We start from the raw sequence: 16,953 nt of genomic DNA, 5'->3' as shown, positions 1-16,953 counted from the left end.
TGATGAAAGCGATAATGAAAACTCTAGTTCTATTTTTTACTGCACTACTTGCGGGCTGCTCCGCTGCAAACCTTGTAGTTGCCCCTTACGCTGATTTAGAGCTAGCTGCAAAACACAACATCAACCCTGATTCAAATGGCAGACCTTCTCCGGTCGTTATTTATGTGTTTGAGCTCACTTCTTCGACGGTGTTTGAAAGCCAAGATTTCTTTTCAATATATGAAAACTACGACACGGTTTTGGGGCCAGACTTAGTGAACAAGTATGAGATATCGCTAACGCCTGGCCAACGAGAGGTTTATCACGCAAGTATGTCTGCTAAGACGAAATATCTCGGCTTAGTTGCGGCTTTTCGAGATATAGAAAATTCAAATTGGCGACAGGTGATTAAGGTTGATCAAACCGGGTACAACACCTATCAAATTCAACTAGACGATTTGTCTTTGTTCGTTAACTAATCTTGATTGGCGATAAAACCATGACACATTACTCCCGCACAGCATGGTGTGAGGGGATGTTTTTACGTCCTCAACATTTTCAACAAAGCGAACGTGCGATAGAACAAGAATTCAAGGGGCTAAATCGCTTTCAACACCCCTATAATTGGGGCGTTTACAAAGTCCGTGTTAACTCAAACAGCCTTAAAGAAGGGCTGGTGGAGGTTGAGAGTGTAGACGCAATTCTGCCTGATATGACGGTCGTCCAACTACAGAGTACGAGCGCTGAGCTCAACCCTTTGAGCGTTGAAAAAGGTACGCAAGACACGCTCGTTAAGCTAACCGTACCGGCGAAGAGCTTGAAAGAGAAAGTGGTCGCTGATGTTAGCGAAGGCTTGGTGTCGCGATATTTGTTGAAAGATATTGATGTTATTGATGTTCAGACAGGTCAAGACGAAGAGTGTATTCAAGTCGCATCATTGAACATGGCGTTGAAAGCGAGCAATGAAAAGCTTTCTGGTTTTGTTGAATTGCCCATTCTAAAAATTAAAGAGGTAACAAGTGAAGGTGTTGTTATCTTGGATGATGAATTCACGCCACCGAACCTAAATGCGCTTAATGATCAAGCCATGATGAGCTGTCTTAAAAACGTCTCTGCAATGACTAAGATTCGTGCTGATGTCGTCTCTCAACGTCTGCTTCAAGGAAAGATGGCTTCTGCATCAGCGGTGGATTTCATCATGCTACAAATGCTAAACCGATATGAGATGGTTCTTAAGCACCTAGGAAAATTAGATCAAATTCATCCGCTCGAGCTTATTACTTTATTGAAGGGCTACGTCGGCGAACTCTCAACATTTTCTAGCAAAACGAAGCGTACCCCTGAGTTGTCTGATTATGATCATATAAACCTCACTCCTGTTGTTCAGGAACTTAACCAAGTGTTAAGCCAATACTTAAGCGTTGTACTCGACCAGACTGCTAATAAGTTACCGTTAGAAGCTCGCCAACTCGGTATACACGTCACACCATTGCCAGACAAGCGACTACTTGATTCCAGTCAGTTCGTATTGGCTGTTAAAGCTGATACGAGCACTGACGAGATTAGACGATTGGTACCAGCGCAACTCAAGTTTGGGCCAGCAGAACAAATTCGTGACCTCATTAACAACCAGATCAATGGCATCAATGTTGCGCCACTCAATGTCGTTCCGAGGCAGATTCCTTATCAAACCGGGTACGTCTATTTTGAAGTCATCAAAAAAGGACCTTTCTGGAACCGGCTAAAAGAGAGTGGAGGCATCGCTCTACAGTTATCTGGCCAATTTCCAAATGCAGATATTGAGCTTTGGAGCATTAACCAATAACGGGTGACGTCACTATGGAACAGACAATTATTAAGCCAACGCCAGGCGGAAGGCCAGTAAGCGCCAAAGTATCTCAGCCACAATCGGCAGACAGCACAGTGGTAATTTCAAAAAGCACCGAGGTTGTGAACAATGACACGGTAATCGCCTTTGGTACCAACCCAATACTGGCGGAAGCCAATGGCATCCTTTCTATCATTGGTCAGATAAGAGCAACGGCGACGCACTCTGATGTGTTCTTTTTAAAAGAAACGTTAGCGCAGAAATTAAGAGATTACGAGAATCGACTACGTCAGAAAAACATTAACTTAGAAACGATAGATACGGCACGTTACTGTTTGTGTTGTGCTATTGATGAAGCGGTATTGAATACAAATTGGGGTAGCCAATCTGCTTGGAGCCACGATTCATTACTAACGTCGTTTTATTCTAGCAGCCAAGGTGGTGAGGCATTTTATCAACACCTTGAGAAATGTATGTCTTCTCCTGAGTCTCATTTAGATCTTCTTGAATTAATGTATGTCTGCTTGTCCTTGGGCTTTGTCGGTCAATATCGATTAGAGAAGAACGGACTCGAAGCGCACCGTCGTTTGAGAAAGCAGGTGATGGTGACGCTCAAGAATCATGGCCGAGGTCTGCAACAAGGCTTGAATGATAATGTTGAAGCCCGTCTTCTTAATGGTGCGCAAATCTCCGAACGAGCGCCTTTATGGGTTGTTTGCTCGGTCACACTTGCTTTGTTGGTGTGTATTTTTATGTACTTTAGTTATGACCTCAACAAAGCCTCCAACCAAACCTTTACCAACTTAATCAACTTGATCGCTCCGGCACAAGTCGAGTCAACGCCTCAAACTGATTCTCAAGTTACCGATATTGCTGAACGTGTTTCCATGTATCTAGCGACAGAAATAAGTAAAGGTTTAGTCACGGTCGACGCGCTTCCAGACCGAGTTCGAATCTCCATCAAAGCTCAAGATCTCTTTGAGTCTGGAAGTGCCGAGGTTGTTGAGTACATTCAACCCGTGATATCCAAATTGGCTCGAACCTTAGAGGCGACAGAAGGGAAAATCTTGGTCGCAGGACATACCGACGACAAGCCAATTTTTACCAGCAAATATCCTTCTAACTGGCACCTCTCTCTGGCAAGAGCTACCGCGATGTCTGAGCAGTTAATCGCGAATAGCGCTTTAGAAGGGCGTGTGTTGCCTGAGGGGTTAGGGGACGCGAGGCCGTTGGTCGAGAACACTAGCGATGAGAACCGAGCGCTTAATCGCCGAATCGAAATTGATCTAATGGTTGTGAACTAAGGAAAGTGAGATAAATGAGTATCCGAGAAGTAGGCAAAATCTTCACTCAACGCTGGTTTATTGGCTTAGTTGGTGTTGCAGCTTGTTCAATCTTTATATGGGCTGTTGGGCCACTAATTACCGTTGCAGGTTATGAACCTTTAAAGACGGATTTTCAACGTCTCGTCAGTATTTTGGTGTTGGTTTTCGTTTGGGGGATCTTCAATCTTACTAAACAACACAAGCAAAAAGTAAAAGAAGACGAGAGTATTCAGACTTTGTTAGAAGTTGACTCTCAATCGGATAAAGAAGCCGCCTCTGAAATCAATGTCTTGCAAGAAAGGATTGAAAAGGCAATTAAAGTCGTGACTAAAACGCATAAAGGAAAACGCAGCCTTTATGAATTGCCTTGGTACGTTTTGATTGGTCCTCCTGGTACGGGTAAAACAACGGTTCTCAAGCAGTCTGGCTTGGAATTTCCTTTGGCTGAGTCAATGGGTATAGATTCGGTCGCTGGGGTTGGTGGCACTCGACATTGCGATTGGTGGTTCGCAAACAAAGCGGTGTTAATTGATACTGCAGGGCGCTACACCACGCAAGACAGTCAGGAAAAGGTCGACTCAAAGGCTTGGCATGGGTTCCTTGGACTACTCAAAAAATACCGAACTCAGAGACCAATCAATGGTGCTATCGTGACGGTGAGTTTGGCCAGCATGATGTCGCAGACTCGCACTGAGCGTAGCTTGCACGCAAGAGCAATTAAGGCTCGTCTACAAGAGTTGAAAAATCAATTAGGCATGCAATTTCCAATCTACATACTGCTTACTAAGATGGATCTCGTCGCGGGGTTTAATGAGTTTTTTTCTGACTTGAGTAAAGAAGAACGAGACGATCTCTTTGGTTTTATGTTCCCTCAAGATTGCGAGGATGAGAAAGGCGTTATTTCTCTTTTTAATAAAGAGTTTCATCACCTACTAGAACGTCTTGATGCTCGAATGTTGAGGATCCTTGAAACTGAAGATGATCTTGATAAGCGTGCGCTTATCTTCGAGTTTCCGAAACAGCTGCGTGTACTACAGGCAAACTTAGACGAGTTTCTAACCGATATTTTTGCTCAAAACAGCTTTGAAGAACCGACTCTCATCCGCGGTGTGTTTATGGTGAGTTCGGTTCAAGAAGGGATACCTGTTAGCCGTTTAATGAATGAATCCACAAGTGGGTTGGGACTTGGCAAGTTTGGGCTATCAATGAACAGTCGAAGTTCTGATAGTTACTTTATCAAAAACCTATTTGATCGAGTGATTTTCAAAGAGCAATTGCTTGGTACGGTGAATCGTCATTATCAAAAACAGTCTAGTTGGCTTCACCGAGGCGTTTATATCGGATGTGCAGTAGCACTGGCCGGTGCCTCGGGCGTTTGGTTCACCAGTTACCAGTGGAACGTGAACCTTATTAGTCAAACCAATAAGGAGACTGACCATATCAACGCAATGATAGGCGCGGATAGCTTGGACTTTGATTCAGATATTATCAGTGCAATAGAAACGCTTGATCGCATCATGATGTTACCGCTCGGTAAACAAAGCGATTATGAAGACGAAACGGCGATCAAAAAGTTTGGCCTGTATCAAGGGGATAAGGTCTCTCAAGCGGCGAACAACGCTTATACCTCTGCGTTAAATAAGCACTTTGCCCCAATGGTGCTCCAGAGTCTTGTCTCAGAAATGGAAGGAAACCAAGAGCATCGTCAATATCTATACGAAACACTCAAAACTTATTTGATGCTGTTTAACCCAAATAAATATAAGCAAGAGGAAGTTCTGAGTTGGTTTGGTTTCTACTATGAACGTCATTATCCAGGTGTACTTAATGAGGTGCTAAGAGAGCGCTTAATGACGCACACTCGAAACTTGCTGGACAGCAATGAGCGAGGGTTTTCTTACGACGAATCATCGGTAGCAGAGGTTCGAGAAGTCTTAACACAAATGTCTTTGCCGGAACGTGCTTACCAACGTATGAAGTTGCAGTTTGCGAAAAGTCATGTGCCTTCATTTAGGTTGACTGACGTTCTGGGACCGAAGGGTTTAGATCAGTTCGAACGAAACAGTGGTAAGCCACTATCGCAAGGTATTTCTGGTTTTTACACTTACAACGGATTCCATAGCATTTTTCAAATTCAAATTAACCGCACGGTAAAGAGCTTGATGGAGGAAAACTGGGTCTATGGGGACGATTTAAAAGCGCATGAAATTGACCATGCAAGCGCTATTCGAGGTGTACAAGAGCGCTATTACCAAGATTATATCAATGAGTGGAAAAACCTGATTGAAGACATCCAGCTTAAACAAGCGCCAAGTTTAGAGTTGGCTTCCGCTCAGGCGAGGGTGCTCTCTGGTGTCGAAAGGCCAATTGAATCACTACTGCGTGCGATTCAAAAAGAAGTGGGCTTAACGAAAGTGGTTTTGTCAGAAAACCAAAAAGCCGCCTCTGAGGTTGCGGGAAATGTGGCAAAGGTGAAGTTTTCAAATACGGCTGACAAGCTCGATTTGTATTTACCTGAGGAAAATGCATTTAACGTAGCCTTGCCCGGGAAAGAAGTGGAGCAACACTTTACTGAAATTCTACGTTTGGATGAGCAAGATTTTGACGACATTCAGCAAGCAATGGTTAATCTGCGTTCTTACTTGTCTGATCTATCAAGCTCAGGGAACAATCAAAAGATTGCTTACAAGAGTATTCTGGATGGAACGGTTACCCAAGATGTAGCAGCTTCTTTTGAACGGGCGCGAGAGTTGCTACCAAAGCCATTTAATCAATGGTTAGGTGAGTTGTCTCAAGAGTCAGTAAAATTTGCAGAGAGTGGTTCTAAAGATCACCTAAACCAACTTTGGCAAACGCAAGTAGTAAAACCGTATCGTCGTTCTATCGCGGGACGTTATCCTTTTGTTTCAAATGCGGCCAAGGAAGTGCGACTTAAAGATTTTAAACGTTTCTTCGGCTACGGTGGAACGATGGACTCTTTCTTTAAAGAGTATCTCGAACCATTTGTGGACACCTCCTCTAGACGCTGGAAACTTGAGAAAGAAATCGGTGTGAGACCTGAAACACTAGCGGTGTTTCAACAAGCAAAGCGCATTAGACAAACCTTCTTTGAATCTGATAACTCGCTGAGAGTCGAGTTTGGAATGAAGCCAGTCTATCTAGACCAACATATCACTCGCTTTGTATTGGAGTTAGGTGAACAAGACCTCGTTTATAAACATGGTCCAGCACGTGCTAAATCGTTAAGTTGGCCAGCAGGTCAAGATCAAACTCGAATCGTATTTACGCCGCCGGAATCAAAGCGAGAAATTGCTCATACATATGAAGGTGAATGGGGCATCTTTAGATTGCTAGACCAATCGCTTAAAGCGCGTCCGGAGTCACGAAAAGACAACATCGTGATGATTGATCTCAATGGTAACAAAGTTCAGTTGGAGCTGATCCCTTCGAGTACGGTAAACCCATTCTGGTCAAATGAAATGGAGAGGTTCCGATGTCCACAAACGCTTTAACTTCTTCTTGGGGATACATAGGGAAAATGCCGGCTAAAGGAGATTTCGTTAAAGACGGTTTGTCCCAAGAATTTACTGGTCGTTGGCACGATTGGCAGCAAGCGGTGATTGCCGTTAGCCGTGAGCAACTGGGTGAAAATTGGAGCGAGTATTTTTTGACAGCTCCTATCTGGCATTTTGCGCTTGATGTTTCTTACATGGAAGACGCCACTTATATCGGCAGTGTCATTCCGAGCGTGGATTCGTCAGGTCGTTATTTCTTTTTTACGGTGGCGCGCGCAGTACAGGGACCTGCGGTGAACTACTGGCAACAGAGTGACTGGACACAGCATAGCCAAAACCTTGCAGTTGCCGTATTGAGTGATGAGTTTGTTTTCGATGCATGGGCACAAGGGCTGACAGACTCTGACAACCTACCAACCGAAGAAGCAGGTGTAAGCCAAGTTCCAACGATGGTTTATGAAAGTGAACTGTCCGTCATTTATCAGCGTTCGACGCAGCTATCAGTGAACAGCCTCTTGAATCGAATGATTGGTGAGGACTACAAAACGCCTTGCTTTTGGTGGACAGACGGTTCGGACAACATCGAACCGTGCATGTTGGTGACGTCTGGCTTGCCCTCGATAGGACAATATTCCGCAATGCTAGACGGCAATTGGCAAAAGTGGAACTGGTAGGAAGCGAAGAATGAATTGGAATTACTTTACTTTTGCTAAGACGCACCCAGGAAAAGTACGACCTTATAACGAAGATGCCTTACTTGAGATGTCTGAAGCTGGGCTTTGGGTTGTGGCGGATGGAATGGGTGGACACAGTGCGGGGGATATTGCGAGTCAGATGTTAGTGGATCGTATCGCTCGCCATATTAAAGACAGCAAAACGACGAATATCGATGAACTAAGAACGGTTGTCCAGCAAGCAAACAAAGAGATTTTTGATTACGCCCAAGCCCACTTAGAGGGCAAAACCATGGGAACGACTCTTGTCTTATTGTTTATGCAAGATGGCTACTTCCACTGTTTATGGGTAGGAGACAGCCGCATCTATCAACTCAGCGAAGGTCGTTTCTCCCAAAAAACCAGAGATCACAGTCAAGTCATGGATTTGGTTGAGCAAGGTCTATTGGCTTTTGAGGATGCAGAGTCACATCCACTGGCTAATGTTATTACACGAGCGATAGGTGTGGACGAAATAGTCACGATAGACCAAGTATCAGGCCAGCTCACAGACGGAGACCAATTTCTTTTGTGCAGTGATGGATTATCAAAAGAACTAACCAACGAAGAGATGCACAAGACACTTCATGCAGACTCGGTTAACCAGGCGGGCTTAGCTTTGATGCATTCTGCATTAGTGAGAGGTGCAAGCGACAACGTCACGTGTGCTTTAATCAAAGCCTGTTGTGAGAGAAGCGAACTAGAAGGACGAACACAAGACGATGCGACTATCCCAGTATTCTTGAGGAGCAAGGCGAATGGTTGATTCAAAAAGTGTATCTGACTCTAACAGAGTATTCGATTGGTTGGCTCCGGTTCTATTGCCAGTATCAGAAGAGCGCCCAACAGGTGTAGACCCACGCGAAGACGTGTCACCTCAATCGGCATACTACCGTTTAAAAGACAGTCGAATGGCGGCACGCAATGCTGAGCGTAATGCGATTATCGAAGAAGAGAGCATATTAACGCACACTAATTTGTGGCGTGTCTTTATTGACGAAGTTCCGGACATTCTTTCTCATCAATCAAAAGACTTAGAATTTGTTGCATGGTTAATTGAGGCCCTCACGCGTCTTTATGGATTTCGTGGCATGGGGGTTGGCTATGAAATCGCCTCAAACTTCATCGACAATTTTTGGGAACAACTGCACCCAATGCCTGATGAAGACGGAATGGAGACGCGTATCTCTTCCATTATTGGCCTAAATGGCATCGATAGTGAAGGAACGTTAATTTTTCCTTTAGCATCTATTCCCCTGACTGACATGGGTGTAGAGCAACCGTACGCCTTTTGGGAATATCAGCAAGCGATTGAGTTAGAGAGACTTGATGAAGACAAGCGCCGCTACAAGGTTGAGCAGGGTGCTGTTGAAATGTCCAAGATTAACGACACGGTGAAATCTACATCTGACGAGTTTTACCGTGAACTTATCTCTGACCTTGAGTTTGCGATGGCTGCGTTTGGCCAATTTAGCCAAAAGCTTGATGATGCGGTTGGGGATGTTACCCCGAGCTCATACATTTCCAAAAAACTAGATTCAATACATTCGGCATTAAAGCATCTATTGGGCGTTCGTTTTCAAACTCCATCAGAAGTGACTGAAGTTATTACGCTCGATCCGACTGAGGAGCAGGAAGCACCAACGGTACAGGGGAAAAACGGCGCTTTATTGATGACAAACATGCAATCGCGTGAGCAAGCGATTGAGCAGTTACAAAAGGTGGCAGACTTCTTTAGAGAAAGTGAGCCTCATTCACCAGTTTCTTACTCCATCGAACAAATCATTCGTTGGTGTGGAATGCCTCTGCCGGAATTACTGGCGGAATTGATCTCCGACGGAGATGCAAAGAGAAGCTATTTCCGTTTAGTTGGCATAGCAGAACAAAATGAAAATTAAGAAAGGGAGAACGGTATGACGAGTATCCACTCGAAACTGTCACGAGTAAGGAAGCCTCGTGTTCACATTACCTATGATGTTGAAACTGAAGGTACAACGCTGAAAAAAGAGCTTCCTTTTGTTGTTGGTGTAATGGGAGATTTCGCAGGACAAAATACGGAAGCGCTGAAGCCACTCAAAGACCGTCGCTTTATTCAGATCGACAGAGATAACTTCGATGACGTTCTAAAGAAAATGAACCCATCAGTGAAGTTTAAGGTTGCCAACAAACTCGCGAAAGATGACTCTCAATTTGAAGTTGATCTGAGTTTCAAGTCGATGCAAGACTTTGAGCCAGCAGCGATCGTTAATCAAGTCGACCCACTGCGCCAGTTGATGGAAACACGCAATAAGCTACGTGACCTAATGACCAAGGTGGATCGTTCAGAAGAGTTGGAAAATATCCTTGAAGATGTCTTAAACAACACGGATAACTTAACCAAGCTGGCAGGCGAGCTAAAACTAGGTGACGCTCACCCAACGGATAATCCAGAGGGGGTGAAGTGATGACAACGCAAATTGAAAAGCAGCTTGATCCTACGGTTGGTGAGCAGACTTCCTCTTTCCTAGAGCAAGCGATTGGCGCAACAAAGCAAACAGAAGCTTCACGTGCTGAAGAGCTGATTAAGACGTTAACTGAAGAAGCAATGAAAGGCACGGTCTCGTGGAATAAGAACCTAACCGTGACTTTCCGTGAAGCGATCAACTTACTCGATCGTCAGATTTCTGAACAGCTGTCTGAAGTCATGCACCATCCAGAACTGCAAAAACTTGAAGGTTCTTGGCGTGGTTTGAACTACTTAGTCATGAACTCAGATACCAGCTCGACACTGAAAATTCGCATGATCAGCATGACGAAGAAAGAGCTTCATAAAGATTTGAGTAAAGCGGTTGAGTTTGACCAAAGCCAGATCTTCAAAAAAGTTTATGAGTCGGAATTCGGCAGTGCCGGTGGTGAGCCATATGGTGCACTGATTGGTGATTATGAATTTACTAACCATCCAGAAGACATTGAATCACTTCGCTTAATGTCTAATGTGGCCGCGTCTGGTTTCTCTCCATTCTTATCTGCGGCTTCACCTGCACTGTTTGGTTTTGATGAGTGGACAGAGCTTTCTAAACCTCGCGATTTGGACAAAGTTTTCGAATCACTGGAATATGCTCAATGGCGTTCTTTCCGTGAAAGCGCAGACTCTCGTTTTGTAAGCTTAACCATGCCAAAAGTATTGGCGCGTTTGCCTTATGGACAAGCAACTTCGCCGGTGGAAGAGTTTGGCTTTGAAGAGTTTGACGTTGACTCAGTGTCGGGTATTGCAACGAATGCTGAACATAATGATTACTGTTGGATGAACTCTTCTTATGTGCTGGGTGCTAAGCTTACCGATGCATTCTCGAAATATGGCTTCTGCACCGCTATTCGTGGCGCAGAAGGTGGTGGCCGAGTAGATAACCTACCGACGCACTTCTTCATGAGCGATGACGGCGACCCAGATATGAAATGCCCGACAGAAATTGGCATTACGGACCGACGTGAAGCGGAACTAGGTAAACTTGGTTTCCTTCCTTTGTGCCACTATAAGAATACCAATTACGCGGTTTTCTTTGGTGCACAAACCTGCCAAAAACCAGCCAATCACGATTCTCCTGATGCGACTGCGAATGCGGCCATTTCAGCACGCTTACCTTACATGATGGCAACGTCACGTTTTGCTCATTACTTGAAGGTTATGGCACGCGATAAGATTGGTAGCTTTATGGAAGCTGAAGACGTGGAGTCGTGGCTAAACCGTTGGATCTTAAGCTACGTGAATGCCTCAGAAGGTGGTGGTCAAGAAATCCGTGCGAAATACCCGCTTGCCGATGCTCGTGTTCAGGTGAAAGAAATTCCGGGTGCGCCAGGTTCCTACAATGCTGTGGCATGGTTGAAGCCTTGGCTGCAAATGGAAGAGTTGACCACATCATTGCGCTTGGTCGCAAAAATCCCTCAATCGGGTGGCTAAATAATAGGTGGTTGGCCTTTGGGTCAACCACTCCTTTCACGCTTGGGGATAGAGATTGAGTATTAAAAGTGACTATTTGGAATGGCTAACGATATGACATTGAATTTCTTAGACCCAAGTGAACTGAAACACGAGTTCAGTCCACTTGGGTGTGCGGAACTTGATAGTCACTGGATTACCCAGTTTGTCGAGTCATTAGATTCAATACATTCGGCAAAAATTTGGTTAGAAGGAACAAAAAGTTCAACTGTTGATGATTTTCGTTATAGCGTGTTGATGGCAATCGATCAGATTGACCAAATATTGGAAGAGCAATTGAATGAGATTATTCATCATCAAGCATTTCAAGCATTGGAAAAATCATGGTTAGGTGTTCGCTATCTGTGCGAGCAAACTGCCAGCCAATCCAGTGAGCCTGTGAAGATAAAAGTTCTTTCGGCAACATGGGATGAGGTCAGCAAAGATGCACTGAAAGCCATCGAGTTTGATCAATCTGCGCTGTTTAAATTGTTGTATCAGAATGAATATGGCATGCCGGGTGGTGAGCCTTTTGGGGTGGTGGTCGGTGATTACGAACTAAGACATGACCCAGCGAAAAATCACTTTGAACGAGATTTAACTGTGTTAAGTAAGGTTGCGCAAACTGCGGCAGCGGCATTCAGTCCATTCATTCTGTCTGCTCAACCAAGTGTGTTTGGTGTTAATCGGTTTTCAGAGCTGTCATCGACCACTGATATCGGTGCTCAGTTTGAACAAGTTGAGTACATAAAATGGCAAAAATTACGAGAATCGGAAGATGCGAAATTCATCGGTATTGCTGCACCAAACGTGCTGTTTCGCTTGCCTTATACCAGAGACGGTTCTCGTATAGAAGGGTTTGATTTCGAAGAGGCTATCAATGATTCTGAGCGCGAATTGCAGTGGGGAAGTGCCGCTTTTTGTTTCGCTGCGATTGCAATTCGAACGTATCAAGAACATGGCTGGTTTACTCACATGAGGGGCGTTAAGCAAGGCGATTACACACAAGGAACAATTTTAGCGCCCACGCGAAGTTCAGTGCATTTCACTAGCAAAAATACCCGCGATAGAAGTCCTTTGAACTTAAAGGTTTCAGAGCGCAAGGAAAAAGAAATATCGGATTGTGGATTTATCACCATGTCACCAGTTGCAGAAACTTACATGGTGGGGATGACATCCAGCGTGTCCATTTATAAGCCAAGACAGTTCGAAGAGCAGCATATCACTATGAACGCCAAGTTGACTTCGATGCTGCAATACACGCTTTGTGTTTCACGAATCGCCCATTACATAAAGGTCATGGGGCGAGACAAAATCGGTGGTTATCAAGATGCAGATTCAATCCAACGAGACTTCCAAAAGTGGCTTCATCAATACACAACAGCCTCTGACGAAGCTTCGGATGAACTGAGGGCAAAGTACCCTTTAAATGAGGCAAACATCAGCGTTAAAGAAAAACGTGACTCCCCCGGACACTATTATTCGGTGGTTCATTTACGGCCTCATTTTCAACTCGACCAGATGGTGTCGGCGGTCAAACTTATTACGGAATTATCACCAGAACAAGTGGTGTAAGGGAAGACAATGAAAACATGGAAAAATGCGCTTTCTGAGGGCAACTTACAACAGGCTATAACACTGATTATCGAAGACATTAAAGCTTCACCAAAAGATGCAGGGTTACGCAGTTCTTTTATTGAACTGTTGTGTATTGACGGTGATTTTGAACGTGCTGACGATCAGCTCATACAGTCTATTAAATTGTTCCCTGAATATTTATCTGGTGCGAGTCAGTTACGCCATATGGTGAAAGCGGCACAAGCGCGAAAAGACTTTACAGGTGGGGCTGCCACTGCACAGTTTATTGAATTTGATCAGCAGGCCAACGAGCTTGTTGTAGACCTTAATTTAGCCATCAAAAATGAAGAGTTTGACCATGGCTATGAACTTGCTCAGTCACTGGAAAACATGCGAGAGCAAAAGCCTTTCCTACAAGGAGCTCGAAAGTTTGAGGATGTAAGAGATATTGACGATCGTTTATCCGGATACGCCGAACTCTTCTCGACGGCAGGTAACTACTTTCTGGTGCCGATCAAAAACATTAAGCAGCTAGACATAAAACAAGCGGGCTCGATGCTTGAACATGTCTGGCGACCTGTTGAGTTTGATATTGAAGGCTTGGGTGAAGGTGAGGGTCATATGCCATTGACTTACATTGATTCCATTACCGACGCGCAAAAGCTCGGCCGAGAAACAGATTGGAGGCAATTAGGTGAAAGTGAACTGTTTGTCGGCCTAGGTCAAAAATGTTGGCTTGTCGGTGATAAAGCACTACCTATCTTTGAGCTGAACACCTTGTCAGAAAGCAAGGCATTGACATAGAGGTTTTTATGCCATTGGTCGCTTCTTTACTCGACAAGCTTATCGATAACGATCCACATCTTAGAGAAGACAAGGATTTTCCGTTGGGTCAGCAAGCATTGGTCGACAATCTTCTAAGAGATTTGGAGTCCATGCTGAACAGCCGTATCGGTTGGACGGAAATTTCGGATGATCTCAGAGAAGTGAAGTCCTCAATTTTAAATTATGGATTACCTGACTTTTCGTCTATGCCATACAGCAGCAAGCAGGGGCAAGATCAACTGTGTGAGATCGTTCGTGATGCGATTTTAGAGTTTGAGCCTCGCCTAGAAAGCCCGAACGTTAGTATTCTAGATGAAAAGAGCGCAGTAGACAGAACCTTGAGACTAAAGATCAGCGCGACTTGTCTGATTGGCAATAACACACACGAAGTGACATTTAACTCAGAAGTAGAACCCGTAAGTTTAGGCATGAAGTTGAGCAGAATGAAATGAGTGACGAGTTCCTTAAGTATTACAACCGAGAGTTAGCTTACCTGCGCCATAAAGGGCAAGAATTTGGCGAGCAGTACCCCAAAATTGCTTCTCGATTGGGGATCAGCGAACAGCAAGTCGATGACCCTCATGTGGAGAGGCTTCTTGAAGGCTGTGCTTTCATGACAGCTCGCATACGTCAAAGTCTCGATAACAGTTATCCGCAGTTTACGGAATCTTTGATGGGGCAGTTGCATCCGGATTTTCATGCGCCAATCCCTTCAATGTCGATCATTAAAATGAAATGTAATGAGTCGACCTCTGCTCCCTTTGATGTTTCTAAGGGGGAAAAGGTGATGGTTGGCGCGCCGGGTTACAAAGAATGTGAATTCAGAACGTGTTATGAAACAAGATTGCATCCCTTCGATATATCGGCAGGAACCTTTGAAAATGCCCCGATACAGCCGATTGGCTCTCCTTGGGAGCGTTCGTCTAAATCTGTACTTAAGGTAAAGATCAAGGCTAATGATGGTGAGTCTGCATTAAGTGAGATGGGCGTCGAGACGCTGAGATTCTACCTCAATGGCCAAGCACAGCTTACTCAGCGGTTATATCAGCTATTGTTCCAAAGCCTAATCGGGATCTCTGTCTCGGTGAATGGTAGTGAACAGGCTTCGTACACTCCACGTCACCGCAAAGCTGTCGGTTTTATCGATAGTCAACAAGTCGTGCCCTACAGCAAGCGAAGCTTTTCTTCTTCGAGGATGTTGGTGGAATATTTACACTTCCCCGAGAAGTTTATGTTCTTTGATGTCGTTGACTTAAAGCTCGAAAAGCTAGGTATTAACGAGGAGTTGGAACTCAACTTCTACTTTGACGGCAATGATGACTGGCTCCCAAAGCAAGTTGACAAAGACAGTGTGTTATTAGGCTGTGTTCCCATCATCAATCTGTTCAAAACCACCATGGAGCCAAAGCGACTAGAGCCAGCCGAGTACGAATACCAACTGTCTCCACAATACCAAGAAGCAGAGAGCAACGAAGTGGTGTCTATTTCGAATGTCACGCTTAGAAATTGGAATAAAACATACGAGAACTTGCCCAGTTATTTTGCCGGTGAACACACCCATTACATGAACAAAAGCGAGATTTTTTGGGTCATGAGGCGAGAGGATAAGAATTGGGCAGGTGGGTTCGATGAACCGGGCCGAGAAAGCTACATTTCATTCGTGGATAAAAAGCACCGATTATTTGCTCCTGAAAGTCGTGAAAACTGGCTGATGTACGTACAGGCGGAATGTTGCAATCGAAACTTACCGCAGAAACTGCCTTTTGGTGGCGGCCTGCCAGAGGTCTCGCTACCGAGTGTCAATGACAATTTTGCTGAGCTTCGATGCCTTGTTTCTTTGTCAGAAACGGTGAGGCCGGAAATGGATGAGAGCACGCGTTGGCAACTAACCAAACTGCTTACCCTGACTCATTTTACCGATGAGGACGGGCTCTCTACGCTCAAGCAATTACTCAACTTGTATGCGTTTACAGGTAATGCGGAAACGAAATCGCTGATCGATGCTCTCGTAAATTTCGAGTATCAGCAAACAACGGGAAGGGTCAACGAAAAAGGTAAAGTTGGATTTGCTCATGGTGTAAAGCTCATATTGACCGTCTCTGATCAAATGATATCTAAAGAGCAAGTCTTCCTTTTAGGTTGCGTTTTGTCGGTGTACTTCTCTCAGTTTGCGGAAGTAAACATTTTTACGCAGTTAGAGGTAAAACTTAAATCGACAGGCCAGTTATTTCATCGGTGGCCAGCACTGATCGGAAACAAAGCTTTGTTATGAAACCAGAAGAATTCTTAATTCAGCTGAAAAAGCGACCGTTGTTCGAAGCGATTCACCTAATCGAGCAAGCGTTACTTCGTTCGCAAGCTCAACTAGGTTCGGATGAGTTACCCAAGAAAGAGAAGCTTGAGTTAAAAGTAAACGCCTCATTGGGTTATGAGAATGCACAACTGGTTAATGCGACACTTTCTGAGCATAAAGTTTTCCTAGAAACGAACTTGCTTGGCTTAACGGGTGAGCAAGGTGTTTTACCAAGCTACTACAGTGAATTGGCCATCGGTCGTGAAAAGGCTGGTGATGGTGCAATGGTCGATTTCTATAACATTTTCAATCATCGCTTGTTGTCACTGTACTACCGAAGTTGGCAGCTAAGTCAATTTGCGGTGCAAGCACGTGAGCACAATAAGGGCAATCGAGCACCTCTATTGAGCAGTCTTGAAGCGGTAACTGGGCACGAAAAGCACCTGAACAATTACTATGCAGGATTGTTTGCGCAGAAAGGTCGCGGTAAAGGTGCGTTAAAAGACTTAATTGAGCACCTCACAGATTGTGAAGCTAAGTTACACGAGCTTCAGGGGCAGTGGATGAGTGTATCGCAAGATGAACAAACGAAGCTAGCTGGGGGATCATCGCCTGAAGGGCAGTTTGCTCAATTGGGGCGAGGAGCTTCTATCGGTGCTAAGGCATGGAATATCAATGCAGGAATTACGATTGAGCTGTTTCCGACGAACACATTACAGGTTGAGCAATTACTGCCAAATCAATCGAGCTTAGCAACCGTAAAGTCAATTGTGCAGGACTATGTTGGTAAGCATAAGCGCATTAATTGGAAGCTCACAACACGTCATAAACATTTACCTCAAGTTCGTCTTGTTAAAGGTTCTGGTCAATTAGGGATAGGAACCGTTTTGGCAAAACATAAACGAACCAAAGATCGAAAAATAACAATTACCATTTAAGGGA

14 protein-coding genes are annotated in these 16,953 nt (G+C 44.5%); all 14 read left to right on the top strand.

Features of this window, described 5'->3' with window-relative positions; translation table 11 throughout:
- Positions 1 to 2 precede the first annotated feature (2 nt).
- A complete protein-coding gene (gene tssJ, locus KIT90_RS22900) occupies positions 3 to 458 on the top strand; it encodes a type VI secretion system lipoprotein TssJ (RefSeq protein ID WP_285378891.1) in 456 nt (151 codons plus the stop codon).
- 20 nt (positions 459 to 478) lie between these two features.
- Positions 479 to 1,804, top strand: a complete 1,326-nt coding sequence (gene tssK, locus KIT90_RS22895; RefSeq protein WP_285378889.1) for a type VI secretion system baseplate subunit TssK — start codon at positions 479 to 481, stop codon at positions 1,802 to 1,804.
- A 14-nt stretch (positions 1,805 to 1,818) separates the two neighbouring features.
- A complete protein-coding gene (tssL, locus tag KIT90_RS22890) occupies positions 1,819 to 3,111 on the top strand; it encodes a type VI secretion system protein TssL, long form (RefSeq protein WP_285378887.1) in 1,293 nt (430 codons plus the stop codon).
- Positions 3,112 to 3,125: 14 nt separating this feature from the next.
- Positions 3,126 to 6,644 carry a type VI secretion system membrane subunit TssM gene (gene tssM, locus KIT90_RS22885; protein WP_285378885.1) on the top strand — a complete coding sequence of 1,173 codons (3,519 nt, stop codon included), beginning with the start codon at positions 3,126 to 3,128 and terminating at the stop codon, positions 6,642 to 6,644.
- Complete coding sequence (gene tagF / locus KIT90_RS22880) at positions 6,626 to 7,321, top strand: type VI secretion system-associated protein TagF (protein ID WP_285378883.1); 696 nt, start codon at positions 6,626 to 6,628, stop codon at positions 7,319 to 7,321. The genes tssM and tagF overlap by 19 nt, the downstream gene beginning before the upstream one ends.
- Before the next feature lie 10 nt (positions 7,322 to 7,331).
- Positions 7,332 to 8,126 (top strand): PP2C family serine/threonine-protein phosphatase, encoded by a 795-nt coding sequence (locus KIT90_RS22875; RefSeq protein WP_285378882.1) that lies wholly within the window; start codon positions 7,332 to 7,334, stop codon positions 8,124 to 8,126.
- The gene (gene tssA / locus KIT90_RS22870; RefSeq protein ID WP_285378881.1) at positions 8,119 to 9,258 is read left to right on the top strand and encodes a type VI secretion system protein TssA; all 1,140 of its coding nucleotides are present in this window, start codon (positions 8,119 to 8,121) and stop codon (positions 9,256 to 9,258) included. The genes KIT90_RS22875 and tssA overlap by 8 nt, the downstream gene beginning before the upstream one ends.
- A gap of 15 nt (positions 9,259 to 9,273) precedes the next feature.
- On the top strand, positions 9,274 to 9,804 hold the full coding sequence (gene tssB, locus KIT90_RS22865; protein WP_005426987.1) for a type VI secretion system contractile sheath small subunit: 531 nt from the start codon (positions 9,274 to 9,276) through the stop codon (positions 9,802 to 9,804).
- A complete protein-coding gene (gene tssC, locus KIT90_RS22860; protein WP_005426776.1) occupies positions 9,804 to 11,297 on the top strand; it encodes a type VI secretion system contractile sheath large subunit in 1,494 nt (497 codons plus the stop codon). The genes tssB and tssC (KIT90_RS22860) overlap by 1 nt, the downstream gene beginning before the upstream one ends.
- Before the next feature lie 81 nt (positions 11,298 to 11,378).
- Positions 11,379 to 12,890, top strand: coding sequence for a type VI secretion system contractile sheath large subunit (gene tssC, locus KIT90_RS22855; RefSeq protein ID WP_285378880.1), 1,512 nt, complete (start codon positions 11,379 to 11,381; stop codon positions 12,888 to 12,890).
- A 9-nt stretch (positions 12,891 to 12,899) separates the two neighbouring features.
- A complete protein-coding gene (locus KIT90_RS22850; RefSeq protein WP_285378879.1) occupies positions 12,900 to 13,697 on the top strand; it encodes a type VI secretion system accessory protein TagJ in 798 nt (265 codons plus the stop codon).
- Positions 13,698 to 13,705: 8 nt separating this feature from the next.
- A complete protein-coding gene (gene tssE, locus KIT90_RS22845; protein WP_005426975.1) occupies positions 13,706 to 14,170 on the top strand; it encodes a type VI secretion system baseplate subunit TssE in 465 nt (154 codons plus the stop codon).
- Positions 14,167 to 15,990: a type VI secretion system baseplate subunit TssF gene (gene tssF, locus KIT90_RS22840; protein WP_285378877.1), complete on the top strand. Its 1,824-nt coding sequence runs from the start codon at positions 14,167 to 14,169 to the stop codon at positions 15,988 to 15,990. The genes tssE and tssF overlap by 4 nt, the downstream gene beginning before the upstream one ends.
- Positions 15,987 to 16,949: a type VI secretion system baseplate subunit TssG gene (gene tssG, locus KIT90_RS22835; protein WP_285378875.1), complete on the top strand. Its 963-nt coding sequence runs from the start codon at positions 15,987 to 15,989 to the stop codon at positions 16,947 to 16,949. The genes tssF and tssG overlap by 4 nt, the downstream gene beginning before the upstream one ends.
- The last annotated feature ends 4 nt before the right edge of the window (positions 16,950 to 16,953 follow it).

Source organism: Vibrio sp. B172a (assembly GCF_030248355.1).
Classification (GTDB): Bacteria; Pseudomonadota; Gammaproteobacteria; order Enterobacterales; family Vibrionaceae; genus Vibrio; species Vibrio owensii.
This window is presented reverse-complemented; position numbering and strand designations above follow the sequence as displayed.

Bases quoted from the DNA above. Each gene is read 5' to 3' on its own strand.
- tagF (WP_285378883.1), top strand. From the start codon at position 6,626: ATGTCCACAAACGCTTTAACTTCTTCTTGGGGATACATAGGGAAAATG.
- tssF (WP_285378877.1), top strand. From the start codon at position 14,167: ATGAGTGACGAGTTCCTTAAGTATTACAACCGAGAGTTAGCTTACCTG.
- tssB (WP_005426987.1), top strand. From the start codon at position 9,274: ATGACGAGTATCCACTCGAAACTGTCACGAGTAAGGAAGCCTCGTGTT.
- KIT90_RS22850 (WP_285378879.1), top strand. From the start codon at position 12,900: ATGAAAACATGGAAAAATGCGCTTTCTGAGGGCAACTTACAACAGGCT.
- tssJ (WP_285378891.1), top strand. From the start codon at position 3: ATGAAAGCGATAATGAAAACTCTAGTTCTATTTTTTACTGCACTACTT.
- tssC (WP_005426776.1), top strand. From the start codon at position 9,804: ATGACAACGCAAATTGAAAAGCAGCTTGATCCTACGGTTGGTGAGCAG.
- tssM (WP_285378885.1), top strand. From the start codon at position 3,126: ATGAGTATCCGAGAAGTAGGCAAAATCTTCACTCAACGCTGGTTTATT.
- KIT90_RS22875 (WP_285378882.1), top strand. From the start codon at position 7,332: ATGAATTGGAATTACTTTACTTTTGCTAAGACGCACCCAGGAAAAGTA.
- tssK (WP_285378889.1), top strand. From the start codon at position 479: ATGACACATTACTCCCGCACAGCATGGTGTGAGGGGATGTTTTTACGT.
- tssG (WP_285378875.1), top strand. From the start codon at position 15,987: ATGAAACCAGAAGAATTCTTAATTCAGCTGAAAAAGCGACCGTTGTTC.
- tssC (WP_285378880.1), top strand. From the start codon at position 11,379: ATGGCTAACGATATGACATTGAATTTCTTAGACCCAAGTGAACTGAAA.
- tssA (WP_285378881.1), top strand. From the start codon at position 8,119: ATGGTTGATTCAAAAAGTGTATCTGACTCTAACAGAGTATTCGATTGG.
- tssE (WP_005426975.1), top strand. From the start codon at position 13,706: ATGCCATTGGTCGCTTCTTTACTCGACAAGCTTATCGATAACGATCCA.
- tssL (WP_285378887.1), top strand. From the start codon at position 1,819: ATGGAACAGACAATTATTAAGCCAACGCCAGGCGGAAGGCCAGTAAGC.